This is a genomic window from Nonlabens antarcticus (assembly GCF_015356755.1).
In the GTDB taxonomy this organism is placed as follows: domain Bacteria; phylum Bacteroidota; class Bacteroidia; order Flavobacteriales; family Flavobacteriaceae; genus Nonlabens; species Nonlabens antarcticus.
Genome location: NZ_JADFCO010000059.1, coordinates 62,576 through 83,078 on the forward strand (window position 1 = coordinate 62,576; position 20,503 = coordinate 83,078).

Consider the following 20,503-nt stretch of genomic DNA (forward strand, 5'->3'; position numbering starts at 1 on the left):
AGAAATTAACTACCATACTACTCAAATTTGATTTGATCCTTATTAAACGGTAGTTGTAAAATATTTTTAAATATTTCATTAGAAGACTTGCCAGTTTTAAAATGCTAGGTATATTTGCATCCGCTAACGTAGAAATGTGGTAGCGGAGTTCTTTTAAGAACACGGTCTGGTAGTTCAGCTGGTTAGAATACCTGCCTGTCACGCAGGGGGTCGCGGGTTCGAGTCCCGTCCAGACCGCTAAATGGGAAATCAAATTTCCTCAAAACCTTGTAAATCTTATGATTTGCAAGGTTTTATGTTTTTAGGGCAATCATATAATTTCATATCATTTGCATCTAAAAGGTCACAAATCGTCAACATATTTTTTTATCTGCGATTATGTTGACAGATTGACGTAACTTACTGGTGTTAGTATAGTTGATTTGACTTTCGTCTCACTAAATGTTTAATCATTAAAGACGACAATTATGCGAACTTCATCAACATTTTCAATATTGTTTTGGGTGTACGGAAAACGTGCTGTAAACAACAAAGCAAATATCTACATTCGGGTTACCTTAAACGGTAAACGTGTCAACATTAGTCTCAAGAAGAAAATCAATATTTCTACTTGGGATGAAAAACTACAAAGAGCAAGTGGGACCGATAAGGATTCCCGTATTCTCAATCTTTACTTGAACGAAGTACAATCAAAAGTATATAGGATTTACGAAGATTTCAAGAGGGATGAAGTGCCTTTCACTTCCCAAATGGTCAAAGCCAAATTTTTAGGCGAAGATAAAACACGTTTTTCCTTTCAAAACCTTGTTGATTACTACAATGAAAAGATGCAACATAAGTTGCATAGGAATACGATGGGTCAATATAAGACCAGTCAACGTTATATGATGGAATATATTCTAAAGGAATACAAACTGACAGACATCCCACTTTTCAATCTTGAATATGGTTTTATCGTGGGCTTTGAAGATTTTCTTCGGTCGTATGTACCTAAAAGCGGACAATCTAAAATTGGCAATAATACCGCAATGAAGCATATTAAGCGTTTACGCAGAATGGTTACTCTTGCCTATCGGATGAAATGGATTGAAAGAGACCCGTTTGTCAATTTTAAAATGAAAATTGAAAAGAAAGAACGTGGTTTCCTTACAGATTTTGAATTATTAAGTATTGAAGATTTGTCTTCTTCCATAGAGCGTCTTATGGTTGTGAAAGATTTATTTGTTTTTAGTTGTTACACCGGTATTTCTTATGTTGACATTGTACAATTAAATGAAGATAATATTGTAATGGGTATAGATGGTAGTCCTTGGATAATGGCCGAAAGAGTAAAAACAGGTGCACCATTCAAAATTCCACTATTACCCAAAGCTGCAATCTTAATAGATAAATACAAAGACCATTATAGAACCAATGACACATCCAATCTTTTGCCCAAGTTATCTAATCAGAAATTGAACAGTTATTTAAAGGAAATCGCTGACCTATGTGGTATCAAAAAAAACCTGACTTTTCATATGGCGCGCCATACTTTTGCTACCACAGTAACTTTAAGCAATGGTGTTCCAATAGAGACAGTATCTAAATTATTAGGGCATACCAAACTATCCACAACACAAATCTATGCAAGGGTCGTTGAGAGGAAAGTGAGTGATGATATGGCGCTTCTCAAATCAAAAATTGGTTGATGAAATTTTATAAGCATTTACTAACTGTTGAAATCTTCAATTGAGATTTTAACAGTTTGCATTTTCATTCCACTACCTTTACAGACTAAAATAGTGTGTATGATTATAAAGGTAAAATGGGAAGATTTTAAAGAAGAAATCGATGGGTTTGTATCTACTGGAAATGCAATTGTCGATAAATATAGGTCTTCAAAAACAGAAGATGAATTTAATAATTTTAAGGAAGAAAAACAATCTTGGGAAAATACTGTTGTTAGCTATGTTCGAGCATCTTTTGAACCAGAAAACAGAAATTTTGCAAATGAGTTTAAAGCTCAAAGAGGATATAATACTGGCTTTAAATTAGGGACTGACCAAAAAATTAAAAATGAAATTCAAGCCCTAAAAGATGAAATCAACGGGCTTGACTACTACTTGAAAATGTTATTCATTTCAGATGCAATTGTAAGGCCAGATGAAATTGATTTGAATGAACGTCAAAATCTTGACACCGAAGGCATACTCGAACTAATACTTTCAAAACTATATGACCTTTATAAAGATGGTAAATACCATTCTATTAACTGGATTCTTGAAGGCAATGGAATTAAATTAAACGGTCGTGGCGAAGATTGGGACTATGGAAGAATGCTTGAAAACCGAGGATTTATTGAATGTATGAATGGCAGGAATGTAAATGCCAAACTGAAATTGGAAGGTAAATATGCCATTGAGCAATCAAGAAAAGCCCAGACAACGGACTATTCCAAAATTAGTAATTCCGATGAGGAACTGAAAGAACTTATAAAACAGGTTCTCTCGAAAATTGAAGGTTTAGGTTTTGGACAGCAAATTATTTTCGACGAGTTCGATGAGCTTCGCGATGACATTCCGCATTTGAGCAAAAAGTCATTTGGTCAATTATTAAAATCGAAACTTGGCGATTTAGTAACAGCCAAGGCATTTGATAAGGCATTAGCGAGCGAAATATTCAAAGAATTTACAAGTCAAGTATTGCCATTTTAATTTATGAGGTTACGCAATACGTGTTTTCAGATAAACAACGTATCTATGGTAAATCTACAGTTTCCTTCTTCGTAAATAATCTTGAGCCAGATGATAGTGTAACACGAACTTTTGAGAGTGAAGATGAGACCGTGAATTGGCTTATGGACAATGACGATTACCCAAGAATGTTATTTGAAAACCTATTTCACACATCCAATTCTGTAATATTTCATTGCGGTGTTAAAGAGCCTATTACAAATTCCTATTCAAATGCTGTAAAAATTATATTGACATTTTTCTTTCACAACAACCATACGCTATCAAACAAACTTCATCCACAAAGAGGCAGATGATACATTAAATAGTGTGATTAATTTCTGATTTCATACTGCTGATTAATCTTTGCACAGCCTGTGCATCGATTAATTTGTATCTTTGTCAAACTTTATGAAAATATTCTTTTCCATATCAATGTCAATTTTATTCTTTTTTCAGGGAATTAGCATTGATATGGACTTTTGTGGACCAATTAAAGAAATTTCAAGCATTATTACCCATTATCAAGACCATAAAGTTTATGGAGACTCTTTCCTTGAATATGTAGTTGAAGATTACATTGACAATGATGCAAAAAATGAAGGGCATCATAATAACCCAGATAAGGAGAATACACCAGTCCATTCCCATCATCAATGTTGTCACCCTTTAGTATTAATTATTGCGAACAACAATTCGGTTTTAACCAATCGACTAAAGTTTGAAGAGAAAAAACAGTTTAACTTACATAAAGTAAACTTCACTTCCAGATATCTGGAATCGCTTTTCCAACCCCCTAAAGTATAATTCAGTTTTTTTTAGGATAGCTATATCCTACCGTGATGCTTTTCAAAGTAAGTATCGCATCATAAACGCATTGCATTTCTTTGCATTGCGATGTTTAAACTGAATTAATACTTTTTCTATGATTAACAAAATCATTTCATTTTCCATTAATAACAAGTTTATTATTGGGCTCTTTATAGTGGCACTTGTAGGTACGGGCATTTGGTCTATGGCCACTATAAATCTGGGTTCTGTACCCGATATTACCAACAACCAAGTACAGGTTATTACAGTTGCCCCAAATTTAGGTACTGAAGACATTGAACAATTTGTTACTTATCCGGTAGAATTGGCAATGGCAAATCTACCAGACGTTATCGAGCTGCGTTCGGTGTCTCGTTTTGGATTGTCAGTTGTTACTATCGTATTTGAGGACGAGGCAGGCACATATCTTCCCCGGCAATTAGTGCAAGAGAAATTAACCGAAGTTGCCGGAGAAATCCCCGAAGGCTTCGGCACGCCATTTATGGCCCCAATTACCACAGGTTTGGGCGAAATCTACCAATACAGCCTAAAAGTAAAGGAAGGCTACGAAGATAAATACGATGCAATGGAGCTTCGTACCATCCAAGATTGGATTGTAAAACGCCAAATGGCATTAGTTCCAGGAGTCGTCGAGGTAAATGCTTTTGGAGGATTTGTGAAGCAATATGAAGTAGCCATAAACCCCAATAAGCTAAAAAGTTTCGGTATTACAATGAACCAGGTCTTTGAAGCCCTTAAAGTGAACAATGCCAATACTGGAGGTGCCTATATAGAAAAAAATAACCAAGCCAATTTTATCCGTGGCGAAGGCTTGGCCCGAAGTATCGCCGATTTGGAAAACACAGTTGTAACTACTCAAAACGGTAGTCCCGTTTTAATACGGGATGTCGCTGAAAAGGTTGGATATGGCAGCCAAGTACGCTATGGCGCTTTTACCCAAGATGGACACGAATCTGTGGGCGGACAAATTTTAATGCTGAAAGGCGAAAGCCCAGGCGACGTGATCGAAAATGTGGAAAAGCGTATTGTAGAAATTCAAAAATCCCTGCCGGAAGGCGTTTATATTGATGCTTTTTTAAGTCGAAGTGAACTTATTGAGGCAACCACAAGTACCGTTAAAACAAATCTAATAGAAGGTGCCCTTATTGTCATATTTGTTTTGGTCTTGCTTTTAGGAAGCTTCCGTGGTGGCTTGATAGCAGCGTCGATAATCCCTTTATGCCTATTATTTGCATTTATTTTGATGAAACAATTTGGCATTTGGGCAAATTTAATGTCCTTGGGTGCGATCGATTTTGGGATTATTGTAGATGGTGCGGTGATTATCGTGGAAGGAGCGGTTTTCCACATTCATCAACGGATGAAAAAATCCACAACCGCCATTAACCAAGCTGAAATGGATGAAATCGCCTATGACTCTTCAAGTAAAATGATGAATTCTGCCTTCTTCGGTCAACTAATTGTTCTTATAGTTTTTACACCTATTCTGTTTTTGACCGGTGTGGAAGGGAAAATGTTTCGACCAATGGCATTTACATTTGGTTTTGCCGTTTTAGGGGCAATTATTCTTTGCCTTACCTACGTACCAATGATGTCATCATTATTTTTAAAACCTGCTAAAAATCAAAATAGTTGGTTTGCCAAATTTGAAAACAAGATTGATAGGTTCAGTGATAAAATTATGGGGGTTCTGAATCGTATCTATCTGCCTATATTAAATTTTGCACTTCGCTTTCGGGCAGGTGTGGTTATAGGCGCGGTTGCCTTGCTTTTGATTGCAGGATTTATTTTTAGCAATATGGGAGCAGAATTTGTCCCTAAATTTGATGAAGGCGATATTGCATTTCAAGCATTGATAAAACCAGGGAGCAGTCTTTCAGAATCTATTGAGGCCTCAGAGAAACTTCAGAATTTAATCAATGAGTTTCCGGAAGTAAAAACAGTAGTTTCAAGGATTGGTGTGGCTGAAATACCAACAGACCCAATGCCTATGGATATTGCCGATAGTTATATTATTCTTGAAAAGGACAAGAGTAAATGGACATCCGCAGATAGTAAAGAAGAACTCATAGAAAAGATTCAAGAAAAAATTTCAGTAGTTCCCGGCGTAAATTTTGTGTTTACACAACCTGTAGAACTTCGTTTTAATGAATTGCTGACTGGTGTCCGTGAAGACGTGGCCATCAAATTGTACGGAGAAGATTTGGACGTTTTGGCAGACAAGATACAGGAAATCGCGGCAGTAATTAGGACCGTTCCCGGAGCGGCTGACATTAATGTGGAGGCTACAAGTGGTTTGCCACAAATGACGGTGGTATATAACCGTGCGAAAATGGCACAATACGGTGTAACCGTTGATAAGCTGAATGATTATGTAAGTGCTTCATTTTCAGGAGAACAGGCAGGAGTCATTTTTGAAGGGGAAAAACGGTTCGATGTGGTCATTCGTTTGGCAGAGGAATATCGACAAGACATCAATAGCTTAAAAAACCTTTATATAGACCTGCCAAACGGTGCACAAGTACCATTAAAGGAGGTGGCAGATATCAGCTATAAACCCGGACCAATGCAGATTTCAAGAGACAATACCTCTCGTCGTACTTCCGTGGGCGTGAATGTTCGTGGGCGCGATGTAAAATCGATGGTCGAGGAAATTCAACAAAAATTGGAAACGGATGTTAAACTGCCACCAGGTTATTTTGTAACCTACGGCGGATCATTTGAAAACCTACAACGAGCATCAGACCGATTGATGATTGTAGTCCCAATCGTTCTATTAACAATATTTGTTCTGCTTTACTTTGCTTTGAATTCAGTTACACAAGCCTTGATGATCTATATGGCAGTGCCTTTGGCGGCCATTGGTGGCGTTTTCGTTTTGTTGATTCGTGGAATGCCTTTCAGTATTTCCGCGGGAGTCGGATTTATCGTGCTCTTCGGAGTTGCCGTATTAAACGGACTCATACTCATAAATAAGTTCAATGAATTAAAAGACAGTGGAATGACAGATTTAAAAAAACGTATATATGAAGCTACGCACGAACGTTTACGTCCAATTTTATTAACAGCCATTACAACAATTATGGGCTTTATCCCAATGGCGATTTCTACCTCTGGTGGTGCCGAAGTACAGCGGCCCTTGGCGACAGTAGTCATTGGAGGAATGCTTACGGCAACATTTCTGACCTTGGTGGTTATTCCTATTCTTTATTATTGGCTTGAATCGAGAAAGGAACGAAACAATAACGATGGAGGTGTAAGCTATGTCAACAAATCAACGAACATTGTAACCGTATTATTGATGGTTGGCGGTTTGATGGCTTCTGGAACTGCTTTTGCCCAAGACACCAATCAAAATGGAACAATGCCAAAAACCTTGACTGTAGATGAGGCCATTGCTATGGCAAAACAGAATTATCCATCGCTTAAGGAAAGTCAGGCATTTATTGAACGGGAAAAGGCACTAAAGGGAACGAGTTTTGACCTTGGTAGCACACAAGTTTTCACGGGCAAAGAAGAATATGGCAATAATCTTCCTGGAGTGCAAACAACCGTTGGCGTGCAACAGGGCAATATCGATTTGCTTTCAGGATTTTCAAAATCGAAGTTTTATAAAGAGCGCATTGCCTTGGGAGAAAAGTTTTATGTGGCCAGTGAACAACAGTTGGTGCGCAATGTGATGCAAGCCTATGACCAAATTAATTATTACAAGGCACAGTTGCGTTTTGCAGACCAATTGGACAGTATTTATGCCAATTTTAAGTCCGCTGCCCAACTTCGGTATGACACTGGAGAAACAGGCAAGTTGGAATTTATTTCAGCCTCTTCCGAATTTCAACAGATTCAAGTGTTGAGGCAACAAGCTTTTGATGATATTGAAATTGCCAAACGTGCCTTAAAACAATATTTGGGAACGGATGAAACCATCGAGACGGTAGATGGTTTTTACGAGCCATTGGATTTTATGGCGACATTGGATTCAACTTCGGTTGCCAATAACCCAATGTTGCAATATGCCTTGCAAAATGCCGAAGTAAGTAAAGCAAATGTGGGCGTTGAAAAATCGCAATTCCTACCGAAATTCAGTTTATCATATGGCAGGCAGGTTGTGGATGATGTTTCAGGGTTTAATACCTATCAGGCAGGTATTAGTATTCCGTTATGGTTTTTTCCGCAGAAGTCAAGGGTTAAGGCAGCCAAGGCAGACGCAATGGTAGCAGAGAATCAATATTTGGAGCAAAAAGCGGTTACAGAAAGTCGTGTTTCACAATTGACCAAATCACTCGAAAAAACAAAGAAGATTTTGCAATATTACGAAGAAGGCGCACTATTGTTGGCAGAAGAACAAATTACCACAGCGCAGTTGGCTTCTAAAGAAGGCGAAATAGATTACGTCAATTATATCACCATTCTTAATAGTGCCATCCGTATTAAACAAAACCATTTACAATACATCAATCAGTATAACCAGCAGACCATTGATATGCAATATCAATTGGGCAATTTATAACCTTAAAAAAAGAGAAATGAAGAATATACTATTAGTTAGTACCGTATTATTTACACTTATGTTTATGAGTTGTAATGATGCCCAAAAATCTGAACTTGGACATAATGAAGCCGAAGGTGTATCAAAGACCAATGAAGTTGGAGAAGATGCACACGGCGAAGAAGGCCACGTTGAAGGAGAGGAAGAAGGTGGTCACAGCGAGGAAGAAGGCGTTGTAGAACTTACAAAGCAACAAGCTGAAACCATCGGTTTGGAAATGAAATCTTTGGAGGAACGGAATTTAGGGAACAACATTAAGGTAACAGGTACGCTGGAACTTTTCCCACAGGATAAGGCGAATATCAGTCCGTTTGTTGGTGGAAATGTGAGTTCCATAAAAGTAATACCTGGAGATAATGTAAGTAAAGGACAGGTATTGGCATATATAGAACACCCAGATATCATTGCAATGCAACAGGAATATCAGGAAAAAAATGACGAACTGGTCTTTTTGAAACAGGATTTTGAGCGCAAGCAGACTCTTTATGACAAAGGTGTTTCTTCTGGAAAGGAATTTCAGATGGCGCAGTCAAAATTTCGTTCCACAACATCCAGCGTCAATGGTTTGCGGTCCCAATTGAGACTGTTGGGCATTAATCCGGACAAAGTGGCTGAAGGCCAAATATATTCCGCTGTTCCCATTACCACACCCATAAGTGGCTATGTGGATGAAGTAATGATTAGCCTTGGCGATTACGTGGCGCAACAATCCAAAATGTTCTCAATAAGCGATAATTCAAAGATTTATGTCAACTTCAAAATATATGAGAAGGACATAAAGCAAATCAAGAAAGGACAACAGATATATTTTTCTACGGCCTCTCGTCCAGATGAACTGCTTAAAGCAACCGTTCGGTCTGTGGGTAAAACATTTAACACCGACCCAAAAGCTTTGGAAGTTCTGGCAGATATTGAAAACGAGGATAAAAACCTATTGCCGGGTATGTACGTGGAAGGGCGAATAGTGCAAGGTGAGAAAAAAGGTTTCGCCGTACCGGAAGCCGCCGTTATAAAAGAAGGCGAGCAATCCTTTATTTTTATTCTGGATGAAGATGGAGAAATGGAAGCGAACAAAATGAAATTTAAAATGATACCCGTAACGGTTGGTATTACTGATTTAGGCTTTGTTGAAGTCAATCTGCCTGCCGAAGTTTCAAAGGACGCCAAAGTTGTCATAAACGGAGCTTATAATCTCTCTTCGGAAATGGTTAAAGGCGAACTGGAACACGGACATTAATTCAATAATAATCAAAGATTTTGATTCCGGGTTTGTTTATCGTCTTAATTAGTTAGTTAAAAATTAGAAAACAGGCTCGGTTCAAAATTGATTTAAAATATTCATAATATGAAGGAAATAAAAGCATTTATAAAACCGAACCGAATCCAAAGAGTCATTGAAGCACTATCAGATAATGGATTTAAAAGTATGACCCTTTCACAAGCAGAAGGAACTGGCGCCTTTAAGTCAAAAGGTGCAAGACCGTCGTTGGATTTTCACGTGACAGATAGTCCAGTGGTTAAGTTGGAACTGGTCTGCCAAAATGAGGAAGCCCAAGTGGCCATTGAAACAATTATAGCCAACGCCAAAACCGACGGACCTGGAGATGGTATTATTTATATAGCAAATATTGAAGATGCCTTTCAGATTAAATCTGGAGATTCCTTAAAACGGTACGACCTATAAAACACTTTGTTGCAAATGGAAAAAATAGTCCAACTACTTGAAAGCAAAGGGATACGACCTACGGCTATGCGCCTAATGACTTATAAACGTTTGGTGGAATTAAAGGTAGCCATCAGTCTTGGCGATTTGGAAAAGGATTTTAAGGTCAGTGAAAGAAGCACCCTATTTAGGACTATGAAAGCGTTTGAAGAAAAAGGTATTGTGCATCAAATTGAGGATGGGACAGGTGTTATAAAATACGCCCTTTGCGAAGAAAATTGTGAGTGCGAGGTCGGCAACGACCTTCATTTACACTTTCATTGCAACAATTGTAATGAAACTGTCTGTTTAACAGAGCATAAAATCCCTCATATCAACTTACCTGATGGCTATATTACCGAGGATATCAACTTGGTGGTAAAGGGCATTTGCGAAAAATGCAGCGACAATCTGGATTAAACGTTTGGTTTTTAAATTCAATTATCATTTATAAATAGTGAGCAATGATAACAATCTATAAAAAAGAGGCTACTGTATATATGGTGGCAGAGAATAAGCTGGATGCCAAGGATTATGAAAACTTGATACCGGTCTTAACAGAACATATAACTGCATATCAGGAAGTTTCCTGGTACATTGAAATGCAAAATTTTGAAGGCTGGACGGTAAGTGCCTATTGGAAGGGCATTGAATTAAATCTTCCGAATGAAACGCATTTAAAGCGTGTTGCTTTAGTGGGTAGCGTTAAATGGCAGGAGCAATTTACCGAGGCATTGCTTCCTTTTTCAGAAGCTCATATAAAATTTTATAAGCCAGAAGAAAAAGACGATGCCAAAGAATGGATAAAAAAAAATAGTAAAAAATGAAAAAAATACAACTAAAAATTCCAGTTATCCTTCCGCAAGTTCCAAACGAAAAAGATACTTGTGTTGAGCGGCTTATAAAAGAATTACAGGCTAAAGAGGGCATCGAAAAAGTACACGTTGCCGATACAAAGGAAGATGACACACCACAGCTCTGTTTTCATTATGACCCCGATATCATTTCTATAGACCGCATTCAATCCCTCGCCGAACGGACTGGTGCTGAAATTACCGAAAAATACGGGCATTTGCTCATTGAGGTTAAAGGAATCAGACATACAAGACAGGCACGTTCCATAGAGAAAAGTCTTTTGGCAATCAATGGGGTTTTGGAGGCTTCCGTTTCGGCCTCTGGAATGGTGCGCCTTGAGTTTGATAAAAAGCAAACAAATTTTGATGAAATAAGTAAACAGATTGAAAAGGAAGACCTTCAGGTTAAGCGGAGTTCTTCAAACGAAAATAATTACACCGAAGCATCCAAAAAAAAACAGGAACGTTCAAAGAAGGAAGATACTAAAGAGCAAACTTCCACAGAGGGCCACGAGCACAAGGAGGGCGAGACCCACGAGGAAGGAGAAGAGCACGCCCACGGTGGGGTTTTCGGTAAAAATACGGAGCTTATTTTTTCCATTATCTGTGGGGCACTTCTCGGGATAGGTTTCGGGCTTTCTTATGTGGAATCCATCCCGGATTGGGTCAGTCTTACTTTGTACATTGGCGCGTACTTTTTCGGTGGTTTCTTTACGGCCAAGGAAGCGGTTCAAACTGTGGCCAAGGGTGGTTTTGAAATTGATTTTTTAATGCTGGTCGCTGCCATTGGTGCCGCCATTCTGGGAGAATGGGCAGAAGGTGCACTGTTGTTGTTTTTATTTAGCCTTGGGCACGCCTTGGAACATTACGCAATGAACAAAGCAAGAAAAAGCATTGCCGCGCTTGCAGACCTTGCACCAAAAACAGCCTTGCTTAAAAAAGATGGTAAGACTGTAGAAGTTGGGATTGAGAAATTGAGTATTGGCGATATTATAGTGGTCAAGCCCAATAGTAAAATATCCGCAGATGGCGTCGTGGTCAACGGAAAAAGTAGTGTAAACCAAGCACCAATTACTGGGGAAAGTGTACCTGTGGACAAAATCCCTGTGGAAGATAAGGACAGAAACTATTCGGCAGACGATGATATCAAGGATGAAAACCGTGTGTTTGCTGGAACTATCAACGGTAATAGTATGTTGGAAATTAAGGTAATCAAAGAAGCCAAAGACTCTACCCTGTCCCGATTGGTTAAACTGGTCAACGAGGCGCAGACCCAAAAGTCCCCCACACAGCTGTTGACCGATAAGTTTGAAAAATACTTTGTGCCATCCGTACTGATATTGGTTGGTGTCTTGCTCTTTGCCTTTCTGGTCATTGATGAACCGTTTAGTGCCAGCTTTTACCGTGCAATGGCGGTATTGGTAGCTGCAAGTCCCTGTGCTCTGGCCATTTCAACACCAAGTGCCGTATTGAGCGGTGTGGCGCGAGCAGCGCGTGGTGGTGTACTCATTAAAGGTGGGAGACCGCTGGAAGATTTGGGCGAATTGACCGCTTTGGCTTTTGATAAAACAGGCACGCTTACCGAAGGCAAGCCCAAACTTACCGAAGTAGTACCATTGGGGGATATTGAAGAAAATGAACTGTTAAAGATAGCCGTTGCCGTTGAAAACTTGAGCGACCACCCTTTGGCCAAAGCCGTCGTAAGGGATGGGAAAGAGCGTCTGAAAGGTACTGATATTATCGATGCGTCAGATTTGGAAGCAGTTCTCGGAAAAGGTATCAAAGCTTCTTTGGGCAAGGATAAAATCTATATTGGAAACCTTGACTTGTACGAAGACCTCGATGAAGCAAAACCATCCGAAGATATATCGAATAAAGTAAAAGAACTTGAAGGTGGTGGAAATACTACGATGCTCATAAGAAGGAACAAAGAATATATAGGTATCATCGCCCTGATGGACACCCCACGGGAAGCGGCCAAGGAAACACTGAAAAAATTAAAGGAAATCGGTATCAAGCGGATGATAATGCTAACCGGGGATAATCAAAAGGTTGCCGATGCCGTTGCTAAAGAAATTGGGTTGACCGATGCCTGGGGAAGCCTGTTGCCAGAGGAAAAAGTAAATGCCATTAAAAAATTAAAAGAACAGGAATCCAAAGTCGCAATGGTAGGCGACGGTGTGAACGATGCCCCTGCAATGGCAAACAGCACCGTAGGTATCGCAATGGGTGCAGCGGGCAGTGATGTGGCCTTGGAAACTGCGGACATTGCCCTAATGGCTGATAAACTGGAAACACTGCCCTTTGCCATAGGTTTGAGCAGGAAGGCAAAGGCCATTATCAAGCAAAACCTTTGGGTCAGCCTCGGTATTGTGGCATTGCTTATCCCATCGACCATTATGGGTTGGGCCAATATCGGTATTGCAGTGGTCATCCACGAAGGCTCAACATTACTTGTGGTTTTTAATGCGTTAAGGCTTTTGGCTTATAAGAAATAAATTTAATAAAAAGGGTTGCTTTTGAATCAAGGTTAAAATGACCAAAACGGAAAAAATATTATCATATCACGGTATTCGCCCTACTAAAATGAGGTCGAAGATATACAAGTTCCTGAAAAGGAAACAAAGTGCCGTGTCCTTTTCCGATTTGAAAAAGGCTTTTGTTCAAAAGAGCGAAACCAATAAAACAGCAAACAGAACTACCTTTTATCGCAACCTCAAAATTTTTGAGGATAAAAGGCTAATTCATCAGATTAATGATGGGGTCGGAGTGGCAAAATATGCGATTTCTGATGAAAACGCCAAAGTTAAATATGGTATAGATTTACATATGCACTTTCATTGCACCGATTGTAGGAGAACAATCTGTTTACCGAATAAGATATCGGAAGAAAGCTTGCCAGACGATTATGAAGTGAGCGATGTGAATCTGGTATTAAAGGGAATATGTGAAAAATGCAGGCAAAAATAACAGGTGGGAGTTCCAGAACTCTGAACCCTTGCGCCCAATGGTCAGGTTCAGGTTTCTTCCACCTTCTCTAACTTAAAAAATATTATGGTAGAACTAAAAAAATCCTTGGGTACGCTTCGACTTACGTTTTATGGTGTTGGCACAATTGTGGGCGCAGGAATCTATACCGTGATTGGCGCGGCAGCTGGACAGGCAGGAACCGATATTTGGTTGAGCTTTATTTTTGCGGCAGTTGCAGCCAGTATTTCTGCAATGTCTTATGCAGAATTATCATCTACCTACCCCAATGCAGGCGCAGAATTTATATTTGTAAGGAAAGCATTTCCAAAAATCGACATTCCTTCCTTTCTTACGGGTTGGACCGTTGCCTTCCATAGTTCGGCAACAATTGCAGCCGTACTATTGGCATTTTCGGGATATTTCAATACCTTTTTTGAAGTACCGGGATTATTGATAAGCTATGGTGTACTGCTGCTGCTTGCCCTGATAAGTGTTACAGGAATCAAGAAATCATCTACTGCTAATATTATAATGGTCAGTATTCAATTGTTAGGTTTGCTCATTCTTATCTTTATAGGCCTTAAAGAAACAGGCCTGCCAAAAGCTGAAATTTTTCAAATCAACTCATTCTCTGGAACACTTGCGGCTACGGCAACTTTGTTTTTTGTCTATACTGGCTTTGAACATATGGCATCTTTGGGTTCAGAAGTTAAAAATCCAGGAAAAACAATTCCTCGTGCCTTTTTGCTGACAATGGTAATTACCACTATCTTTTATTTACTCATTTCTTTTACGGTACTTAACATAGCTGACCCTTTAGCTATTTCAAAGGTAGATTCGCCATTGTCCTTGGCAGCATCGAATCTTAACTCTTGGCTACCAGTAGTTTTAGCAGTTGCAGCATTATTTGCTACAGCCAATGCTGCGTTTAGCGGTATCATTTCCATAAGTAGGTTATTATTCGGAATGGCAAGCGTGGGCGAACTTCCAAAATTTATGACTAAAGTAAATGCACAGAAAGTACCGTGGGTTACTACTATTGTAGTTATGGCAGCAGTTGCGGGATTTTTATTGTTGGGCGATATTAAGATTGTAGCAGGTATGTCTTCTTTAGGCGCTTTACTTGTTTTTGTTGCCGTAAATGTCGCACTTATCGTGCTTCGGTTTAAAGCACCAGAGCAAGAACGACCATTTAAAGTTCCTTTGGCTATAGGACGAGTGCCGATTTTACCCATTTTGGCGATACTTATAAGTCTATCATTGATAATCCAATTTAATTGGCAGGTTTATTCAGCGTTCGTAGGTGCTGTTATCGTGGGTATTGTGCTTGATTATTTTTTGGACAAAAAGTCAAAAGATGAAATAGACCCTGAAAAAGAAAAGGAACTTTTTAACCATTAAAATGAAGCTATGGACTGGATGTTTGAAGATTTTAAAACTGACCTAGATACCTTAAATCCTATTGTACGAGAAAAAGCCCTGTCCATAGCAAAAGAACTAATTGAAAAAAAAGATATTTCAGCAAAAGAAGCTTTATCAGAAGGCATCATAAGGGCGGAAGAATGGTTTTACGATTTAGAAGGATAATTATTAATTAAAAACTATATAAAATGTTACAGATAATCGAATTAAAAGAAAAAAATATTGTTGCAACAAAAGCTTCGGGCAAATTGAGAAAAGAAGATATAGAAAAAATCCATCCACTTATCCACGCCATACTGGACAAAGGAATGAAAGTCCGGTGGTATTTTGAGATGGTCAACTTTACAGGTTGGGATTTACCTGGTTTATGGGAAGACCTAAAAATGGACACAGCCCACGCCACGGACTATGAAAAAATAGCAATGGTAGGAGATAAAAAATGGCAGAATTGGATAACCCAATTTATGAAGCCTTTTACCAATGCCGATATTAAGTATTTCAATATAGACCAAAACGAAGATGCCAAAAATTGGATTGAGAGCCAGTAAGCTTACTTCCGTAAAAGACAGACGATGAATAAAAAAAGCATTCTTATTACCATTTTAATTGGGTTTGCCATAGGTGTTTTTATCCTTCAACCTTTTGGGATAACAATTTTCACGTTTAGCAGCCAGAATTACGAAATCAATTGATGGCAATATTTAATAAATAATTTCATTGAAATTTTAAATATCAATGGGAATCAAATTTTTGAGAACACTCTGTTTGGCTTATTAGGTGCAAGTGTTGCGCTAATTTATTATTTCGGTAAACGAGAAAAGGATATAGATAACAAGTAGCGGTAAATCGTTATAGGAATGAGCGAAATTTTTTATTTAAATAAGTTAAGTGAAAACTTAATTAATAGCAGGCAGCTTTTATGATGCTTTTTAAAGCAAAATGATTAATAGTATTAAAAGCAAAAGTAGAAGCTGCTTTTTTAAATTATACAAGTAAAGATGCGCATTATGAATATTAAACATTGTTTTTTAATAATCTTGTTGGTTAGTTATTATAAGGTAAATGCCCAAAAAGTTTATACAACTGAAGAAGGTCATATTATGATGATGACTTTGGTTGATGATAAACCCATCAAGGCAGAAAGCCATAAATTGGCACTATATCTTGATTATGATTCCAAAGTGGTCAATGGTGTACTCGACCTTAAGACTTTATCAACATATAGTCCTAAAATCAATGCCCTTTTAGAACAGCGGGAAGACCCTTTAATACTTCGGTTTACTGGCACTATTCCATCACAGGATTTTTTATCAAAACGGCACGACCCTATCAACTTTAATTGGCTGATAGATGTTACTTATCAAGGGAAATCCTTTAAATCACAATTTAAAGCAACCATTACCCATATAGAACAAGGAGTAAGTATGTCCTGCCTGATAAGTGCAACCGGACAATTATTGGTTTCAAATACTGGTTTGGATTCCTTAATAGAGGGTATCGATGATACCATAGAGGTGCAGTTTGCCCAATTGGTGTTGAGATTGGAATGACTGTGAATTTAAATAAAATTATAATTGATATAAATGAAAAAAAAGAAACTGAATTTAAGAGATTTAAATAAAACTTCATCCGATAATCACAAGCGCAATGATGGCCACAACCATAGCAGTCCGGAAAGTATAGGGAAATTTAAAATTTATGTACCAGCAATTTTCAGCTTTGTAATGCTGATTATTGGTATTGCGATGGATTATTTTGACGTAGCTTTTTTTAAAGATTGGATACGTATTGTCTGGTATGCAGTCGCATATCTTCCAGTAGGTTTTCCTGTGATAAAGGAAGGTTGGAACAGCATCAAAAATGGCGATTTCTTTACCGAGTTTTTATTGATGTCCATCGCAACCATAGGTGCATTCGCCATTGGCGAATATCCCGAAGGTGTGGCAGTAATGTTGTTTTATGCGGTAGGCGAATTGTTCCAAAGTGCCGCCGTTAAAAGAGCCAAGAGAAGCATCAAGGCATTACTAGATGTAAGACCTAATGAAGCCTTGGTCTATAGGAACAACAATTATGTTTCTGTAAATCCCGAAATCGTTGCTATTGGCGAAAAAGTGCAAGTCCGTGTGGGCGAAAAAATTCCTTTGGATGGTATTTTATTGTCCGAAAAAGGCTCGTTCAATACCGCAGCATTAACGGGCGAAAGCAAACCTGACACCATTGCAAAAGGAGAAAAAGTATTTGCAGGAAGCATCAACCTTGATGGCGTTATTGAAATCGAAACCACCAAGGAATTTAAAGACAGTTCCATTGCCCGAATCCTTGATATGGTCCAGAATGCCACGGCTCGTAAATCAAAAACCGAATTGTTCATTAGAAAATTTGCAAGAATCTATACACCTATTGTGGTATTCTTGGCGATTGGATTAACATTTTTGCCCTACTTTTTTGTGGATGATTATGTGTTTAACGATTGGTTATATAAAGCATTGATATTCTTGGTAATTTCCTGTCCGTGTGCCTTGGTTATCTCTATTCCGTTGGGTTATTTTGGTGGATTGGGAGCAGCTTCAAAAAATGGAATTCTCTTTAAGGGAGCATCTTTTTTAGATGAAATGACAAGGATAACCACAGTGGTAATGGACAAAACCGGAACCGTGACCAAAGGTGTTTTCAAAATCAAGGAAATAAAAACCATTGATTGGGATGAACCCGAATTTATGAAATACCTAATGGCAATGGAAGAACAATCCACCCATCCCATTGCCAAGGCCATAATGGAATATAAAGCCGATGGCGAAGATTTTCAGGCAAAAGAAGTAACCGAAGTCGCGGGTAAAGGATTAAAAGGCAAAGTAAATGGCAAAACGGTCTTGGTAGGCAACAAAGCATTGATGACTTCAAATAATATCGAAGTTCCATCTGAAACCGACAACATTGTAGAATCCATCGTAATGGTTTCCATTGATGGTAAATTCGCTGGCTATGTCATCATTGCAGACGAATTGAAAGAAGATGCCCACGAAGCCATCAAACAAATTAGAGAATCTGGAATTTCCAAAATCATAATGCTTTCCGGCGATAAGGATTCCATAACCCAACAAGTGGCAAAAGAAATGGGTATTGATACTGCAAAAGGCGGTTTGTTACCAGAAGATAAGCTCAACGAAGTTGAGCATTTGAAAAAACAATTTAATACTAAAGTAGCCTTTATAGGCGATGGCATCAACGATGCACCGGTTTTGGCAGCGAGCGATGTTGGCATTGCAATGGGTGGTTTGGGCAGCGATGTGGCGATAGAGACCGCAGATGTAATCATCCAAACAGACCAACCAAGTAAAATAGCTAGAGCCATAAAAATAGGACGTTCTACAAGACGCATCGTTTGGCAGAATATTGGGTTGGCCTTTGGTGTAAAAGCAGTGGTTTTGGTTTTGGGCGCAGGTGGTCTGGCAACGATGTGGGAAGCAGTTTTTGCCGATGTAGGCGTGGCCTTGTTAGCCATTCTGAATGCGGTTCGATTACAGAAGATGAATTGGAAATAGTATAAAAGAATGTCTCAAAAAAGAAGAAATAGAAGAAACAAAAAAAATCGGAAATCATCGAATACCGACATCACAAAAAGAGATAAGGTCAAAGGTATTCTTATGATAATCCTTATGGTAATAGCCGCATTTCTGCTTTATTTTTTTGTGCTAAAAGGAAATATTCATAAGCATTAATGAATTAAGATAATAAAATATTCCAAGTGGTTTGTGTGGCTACAAAAATTGAAGTGGAAATGATTGATATATAGTAAAAATGATATTCTATGTCGGAAAATAGACGGAATAGACGAAATAAAAAAAGCAATAAAGTACCCTCTGTAAAAAATAGTATTACCAAAAAAGATAAAATAATTTGGATTAGTATTCTAATCGTTGTTATTGTGTTAATCTTCTTTGTACTGTTCTTGCAATTCCTAAAGTACTTTATATCTATTTAATTAATTACAATTTTAAATGCAACGTTATTGCAGAAGATTAAGTGAAAATAATGATACCCAGAATGAATGACGACAAATTACGACGATATATTAAAAAAATTAGACAATAAATTAGATATTCTTGAAATAGAAGAACAAGATATTTTACTCAAAGCTGAAAAAGGGATTAAACTTGCAAAACAGACCCTTAAATCAGTTAGAAGTATCGTAGTTGATTATGAATTTGAAACCAAATTAGAGGAAATTCATTTCTTTAAATGTACTAAACCAAAAATTTATAGCAAACTTATTTATTACGTAAAATTATTTAACATTGAAAGTAAAAGACCCAGGGGAAGCAATAAATCGCAAGTAAAGTATTTGAACAATTATATTGAGAAACTTCAAACCTACTTTAACGACAATCTTGATTTTTACCATTATTACCGCAGGGAAGCTACTGTATTTGATGAGCAATATTTTTTAAGAGGCAAGGCAGATATTCGGTTGTTCCCAGACTCATTTCACTTTTTTGTTGATGAAGAATTTGCAACAAGCCACGATAGTACCGTGGCCTCAATTTTAGCCTACGACCTTTTGATTGTACACTTAAAACGGGAAATTGATAAATTGGAGAATAATGGAAATTATGCAAGTTTAAGATTGTTACAAAGTAAAACCAAAATTACCTGGACAGCCCACAAAATATATTTAATTGAACTGATATACGCTTTGCACAGTACAGATGTCATTAATAATGGTACTGTTGACATTAAAGATATTGCCTATTTTGTTGAAAAAACATTTAAAGTGGACTTGGGCGATTATTACAGAGCTTTTTTGGAAATACGGATGCGTAAAAATGGCAGAACCAAATTTTTGGATATTCTGAAAAAGCAGTTGACCAAACGGATGGATGATACTGATAACGTAAAATAAAACACCCAAGATGCTTCAACTTGGGTGTTTCTTGTTTTATGGAAAATCTCATTTTATTTGGTGGTTTTTAGATAGGGTATTTTTTCTGAAGAAGTACCAAAACCCTCTATTGTATTACATTGAAAATGAGAGAAGAAAAACACCCAAGTAGGCCTAACTTGTGAATAAAATCCAGCAAACTACCCCAATTTTGTAGAACGAAAGTCAAATCAGGTCAGGGGCTATCAAATTACTTGACAGCGATGCGATAGTCTCTTACTATTAAAACCGTTCTATTATGCCGACATCAATAATTACTACAGACGACCTTCGGGAATTCAAAATGGAATTGCTCGATGACATCAAAAACCTTCTTTCCAAGCAAGCTACTGGAAAACTGAAGAAATATCTTAAATCTTCCGAGGTTATGGATTTACTACAAGTAAGTCCAGGAACACTTCAAAATCTGCGTATCAATGGTACGTTGCCCTACACAAAAGTTGGCGGAATCATTTACTATGATGCAGAGGAAATCCAAAATGTGATGAACGCCAACCGCGTTCAACACAGCATAAATTCTTAAGC

General features: G+C 38.0%; 17 protein-coding genes and 1 tRNA gene. All 18 read left to right on the forward strand.

Annotated features, from left to right (window positions below; all coding sequences use genetic code 11):
• The first annotated feature begins 163 nt into the window (after positions 1–163).
• The 18 genes from IQ282_RS01780 (at position 164) to IQ282_RS01865 (ending at position 20,501) form a co-directional block, all read left to right on the forward strand.
• A tRNA-Asp gene (locus IQ282_RS01780) sits at positions 164–237 on the forward strand.
• Positions 238–467: 230 nt separating this feature from the next.
• The gene (locus IQ282_RS01785) at positions 468–1,688 is read left to right on the forward strand and encodes a site-specific integrase (protein WP_076547111.1); all 1,221 of its coding nucleotides are present in this window, start codon (positions 468–470) and stop codon (positions 1,686–1,688) included.
• 99 nt (positions 1,689–1,787) lie between these two features.
• Entirely contained in the window at positions 1,788–2,693 is a 906-nt protein-coding gene (locus IQ282_RS01790) for a hypothetical protein (RefSeq protein ID WP_076547110.1), read from the forward strand.
• Between the two features lie 429 nt (positions 2,694–3,122).
• On the forward strand, positions 3,123–3,518 hold the full coding sequence (locus tag IQ282_RS01795; protein ID WP_228547182.1) for a hypothetical protein: 396 nt from the start codon (positions 3,123–3,125) through the stop codon (positions 3,516–3,518).
• Between the two features lie 118 nt (positions 3,519–3,636).
• Complete coding sequence (locus IQ282_RS01800; protein WP_027126749.1) at positions 3,637–8,052, forward strand: CusA/CzcA family heavy metal efflux RND transporter; 4,416 nt, start codon at positions 3,637–3,639, stop codon at positions 8,050–8,052.
• A gap of 16 nt (positions 8,053–8,068) precedes the next feature.
• Positions 8,069–9,328 (forward strand): efflux RND transporter periplasmic adaptor subunit, encoded by a 1,260-nt coding sequence (locus IQ282_RS01805; RefSeq protein ID WP_027126748.1) that lies wholly within the window; start codon positions 8,069–8,071, stop codon positions 9,326–9,328.
• A 108-nt stretch (positions 9,329–9,436) separates the two neighbouring features.
• Positions 9,437–9,775 (forward strand): P-II family nitrogen regulator, encoded by a 339-nt coding sequence (locus tag IQ282_RS01810; protein WP_027126747.1) that lies wholly within the window; start codon positions 9,437–9,439, stop codon positions 9,773–9,775.
• A gap of 15 nt (positions 9,776–9,790) precedes the next feature.
• On the forward strand, positions 9,791–10,213 hold the full coding sequence (locus IQ282_RS01815) for a Fur family transcriptional regulator (protein ID WP_027126746.1): 423 nt from the start codon (positions 9,791–9,793) through the stop codon (positions 10,211–10,213).
• 44 nt (positions 10,214–10,257) lie between these two features.
• Positions 10,258–10,620, forward strand: a complete 363-nt coding sequence (locus IQ282_RS01820) for a SpoIIAA family protein (RefSeq protein WP_027126745.1) — start codon at positions 10,258–10,260, stop codon at positions 10,618–10,620.
• Complete coding sequence (locus IQ282_RS01825) at positions 10,617–13,145, forward strand: heavy metal translocating P-type ATPase (RefSeq protein WP_027126744.1); 2,529 nt, start codon at positions 10,617–10,619, stop codon at positions 13,143–13,145. Before IQ282_RS01820 ends, IQ282_RS01825 begins: the two co-directional genes overlap by 4 nt.
• Before the next feature lie 37 nt (positions 13,146–13,182).
• Positions 13,183–13,617: a Fur family transcriptional regulator gene (locus tag IQ282_RS01830; protein WP_092132089.1), complete on the forward strand. Its 435-nt coding sequence runs from the start codon at positions 13,183–13,185 to the stop codon at positions 13,615–13,617.
• A gap of 84 nt (positions 13,618–13,701) precedes the next feature.
• Positions 13,702–15,018, forward strand: a complete 1,317-nt coding sequence (locus IQ282_RS01835; RefSeq protein WP_194850231.1) for an APC family permease — start codon at positions 13,702–13,704, stop codon at positions 15,016–15,018.
• Between the two features lie 9 nt (positions 15,019–15,027).
• Complete coding sequence (locus IQ282_RS01840; RefSeq protein WP_164674149.1) at positions 15,028–15,204, forward strand: hypothetical protein; 177 nt, start codon at positions 15,028–15,030, stop codon at positions 15,202–15,204.
• Between the two features lie 23 nt (positions 15,205–15,227).
• On the forward strand, positions 15,228–15,587 hold the full coding sequence (locus tag IQ282_RS01845; protein WP_194850232.1) for a SpoIIAA family protein: 360 nt from the start codon (positions 15,228–15,230) through the stop codon (positions 15,585–15,587).
• A 459-nt stretch (positions 15,588–16,046) separates the two neighbouring features.
• A complete protein-coding gene (locus IQ282_RS01850; protein ID WP_027126741.1) occupies positions 16,047–16,589 on the forward strand; it encodes a hypothetical protein in 543 nt (180 codons plus the stop codon).
• Between the two features lie 33 nt (positions 16,590–16,622).
• Positions 16,623–18,581, forward strand: coding sequence for a heavy metal translocating P-type ATPase (locus IQ282_RS01855; RefSeq protein ID WP_194850233.1), 1,959 nt, complete (start codon positions 16,623–16,625; stop codon positions 18,579–18,581).
• Positions 18,582–19,087: 506 nt separating this feature from the next.
• Positions 19,088–19,939 carry an RteC domain-containing protein gene (locus IQ282_RS01860; protein WP_027126739.1) on the forward strand — a complete coding sequence of 284 codons (852 nt, stop codon included), beginning with the start codon at positions 19,088–19,090 and terminating at the stop codon, positions 19,937–19,939.
• Between the two features lie 277 nt (positions 19,940–20,216).
• Positions 20,217–20,501, forward strand: coding sequence for a helix-turn-helix domain-containing protein (locus IQ282_RS01865; protein WP_076547100.1), 285 nt, complete (start codon positions 20,217–20,219; stop codon positions 20,499–20,501).
• Positions 20,502–20,503: the final 2 nt, after the last annotated feature.

What these genes read in the sequence shown, in the direction of transcription:
- IQ282_RS01840 (WP_164674149.1), top strand. Translation starts at nt 15,028, where the DNA reads ATGGACTGGATGTTTGAAGATTTTAAAACTGACCTAGATACCTTAAAT.
- IQ282_RS01865 (WP_076547100.1), top strand. Translation starts at nt 20,217, where the DNA reads ATGCCGACATCAATAATTACTACAGACGACCTTCGGGAATTCAAAATG.
- IQ282_RS01805 (WP_027126748.1), top strand. Translation starts at nt 8,069, where the DNA reads ATGAAGAATATACTATTAGTTAGTACCGTATTATTTACACTTATGTTT.
- IQ282_RS01790 (WP_076547110.1), top strand. Translation starts at nt 1,788, where the DNA reads ATGATTATAAAGGTAAAATGGGAAGATTTTAAAGAAGAAATCGATGGG.
- IQ282_RS01785 (WP_076547111.1), top strand. Translation starts at nt 468, where the DNA reads ATGCGAACTTCATCAACATTTTCAATATTGTTTTGGGTGTACGGAAAA.
- IQ282_RS01850 (WP_027126741.1), top strand. Translation starts at nt 16,047, where the DNA reads ATGAATATTAAACATTGTTTTTTAATAATCTTGTTGGTTAGTTATTAT.
- IQ282_RS01795 (WP_228547182.1), top strand. Translation starts at nt 3,123, where the DNA reads ATGAAAATATTCTTTTCCATATCAATGTCAATTTTATTCTTTTTTCAG.
- IQ282_RS01830 (WP_092132089.1), top strand. Translation starts at nt 13,183, where the DNA reads ATGACCAAAACGGAAAAAATATTATCATATCACGGTATTCGCCCTACT.
- IQ282_RS01835 (WP_194850231.1), top strand. Translation starts at nt 13,702, where the DNA reads ATGGTAGAACTAAAAAAATCCTTGGGTACGCTTCGACTTACGTTTTAT.
- IQ282_RS01825 (WP_027126744.1), top strand. Translation starts at nt 10,617, where the DNA reads ATGAAAAAAATACAACTAAAAATTCCAGTTATCCTTCCGCAAGTTCCA.
- IQ282_RS01845 (WP_194850232.1), top strand. Translation starts at nt 15,228, where the DNA reads ATGTTACAGATAATCGAATTAAAAGAAAAAAATATTGTTGCAACAAAA.
- IQ282_RS01820 (WP_027126745.1), top strand. Translation starts at nt 10,258, where the DNA reads ATGATAACAATCTATAAAAAAGAGGCTACTGTATATATGGTGGCAGAG.
- IQ282_RS01800 (WP_027126749.1), top strand. Translation starts at nt 3,637, where the DNA reads ATGATTAACAAAATCATTTCATTTTCCATTAATAACAAGTTTATTATT.
- IQ282_RS01810 (WP_027126747.1), top strand. Translation starts at nt 9,437, where the DNA reads ATGAAGGAAATAAAAGCATTTATAAAACCGAACCGAATCCAAAGAGTC.
- IQ282_RS01860 (WP_027126739.1), top strand. Translation starts at nt 19,088, where the DNA reads ATGACGACAAATTACGACGATATATTAAAAAAATTAGACAATAAATTA.
- IQ282_RS01855 (WP_194850233.1), top strand. Translation starts at nt 16,623, where the DNA reads ATGAAAAAAAAGAAACTGAATTTAAGAGATTTAAATAAAACTTCATCC.
- IQ282_RS01815 (WP_027126746.1), top strand. Translation starts at nt 9,791, where the DNA reads ATGGAAAAAATAGTCCAACTACTTGAAAGCAAAGGGATACGACCTACG.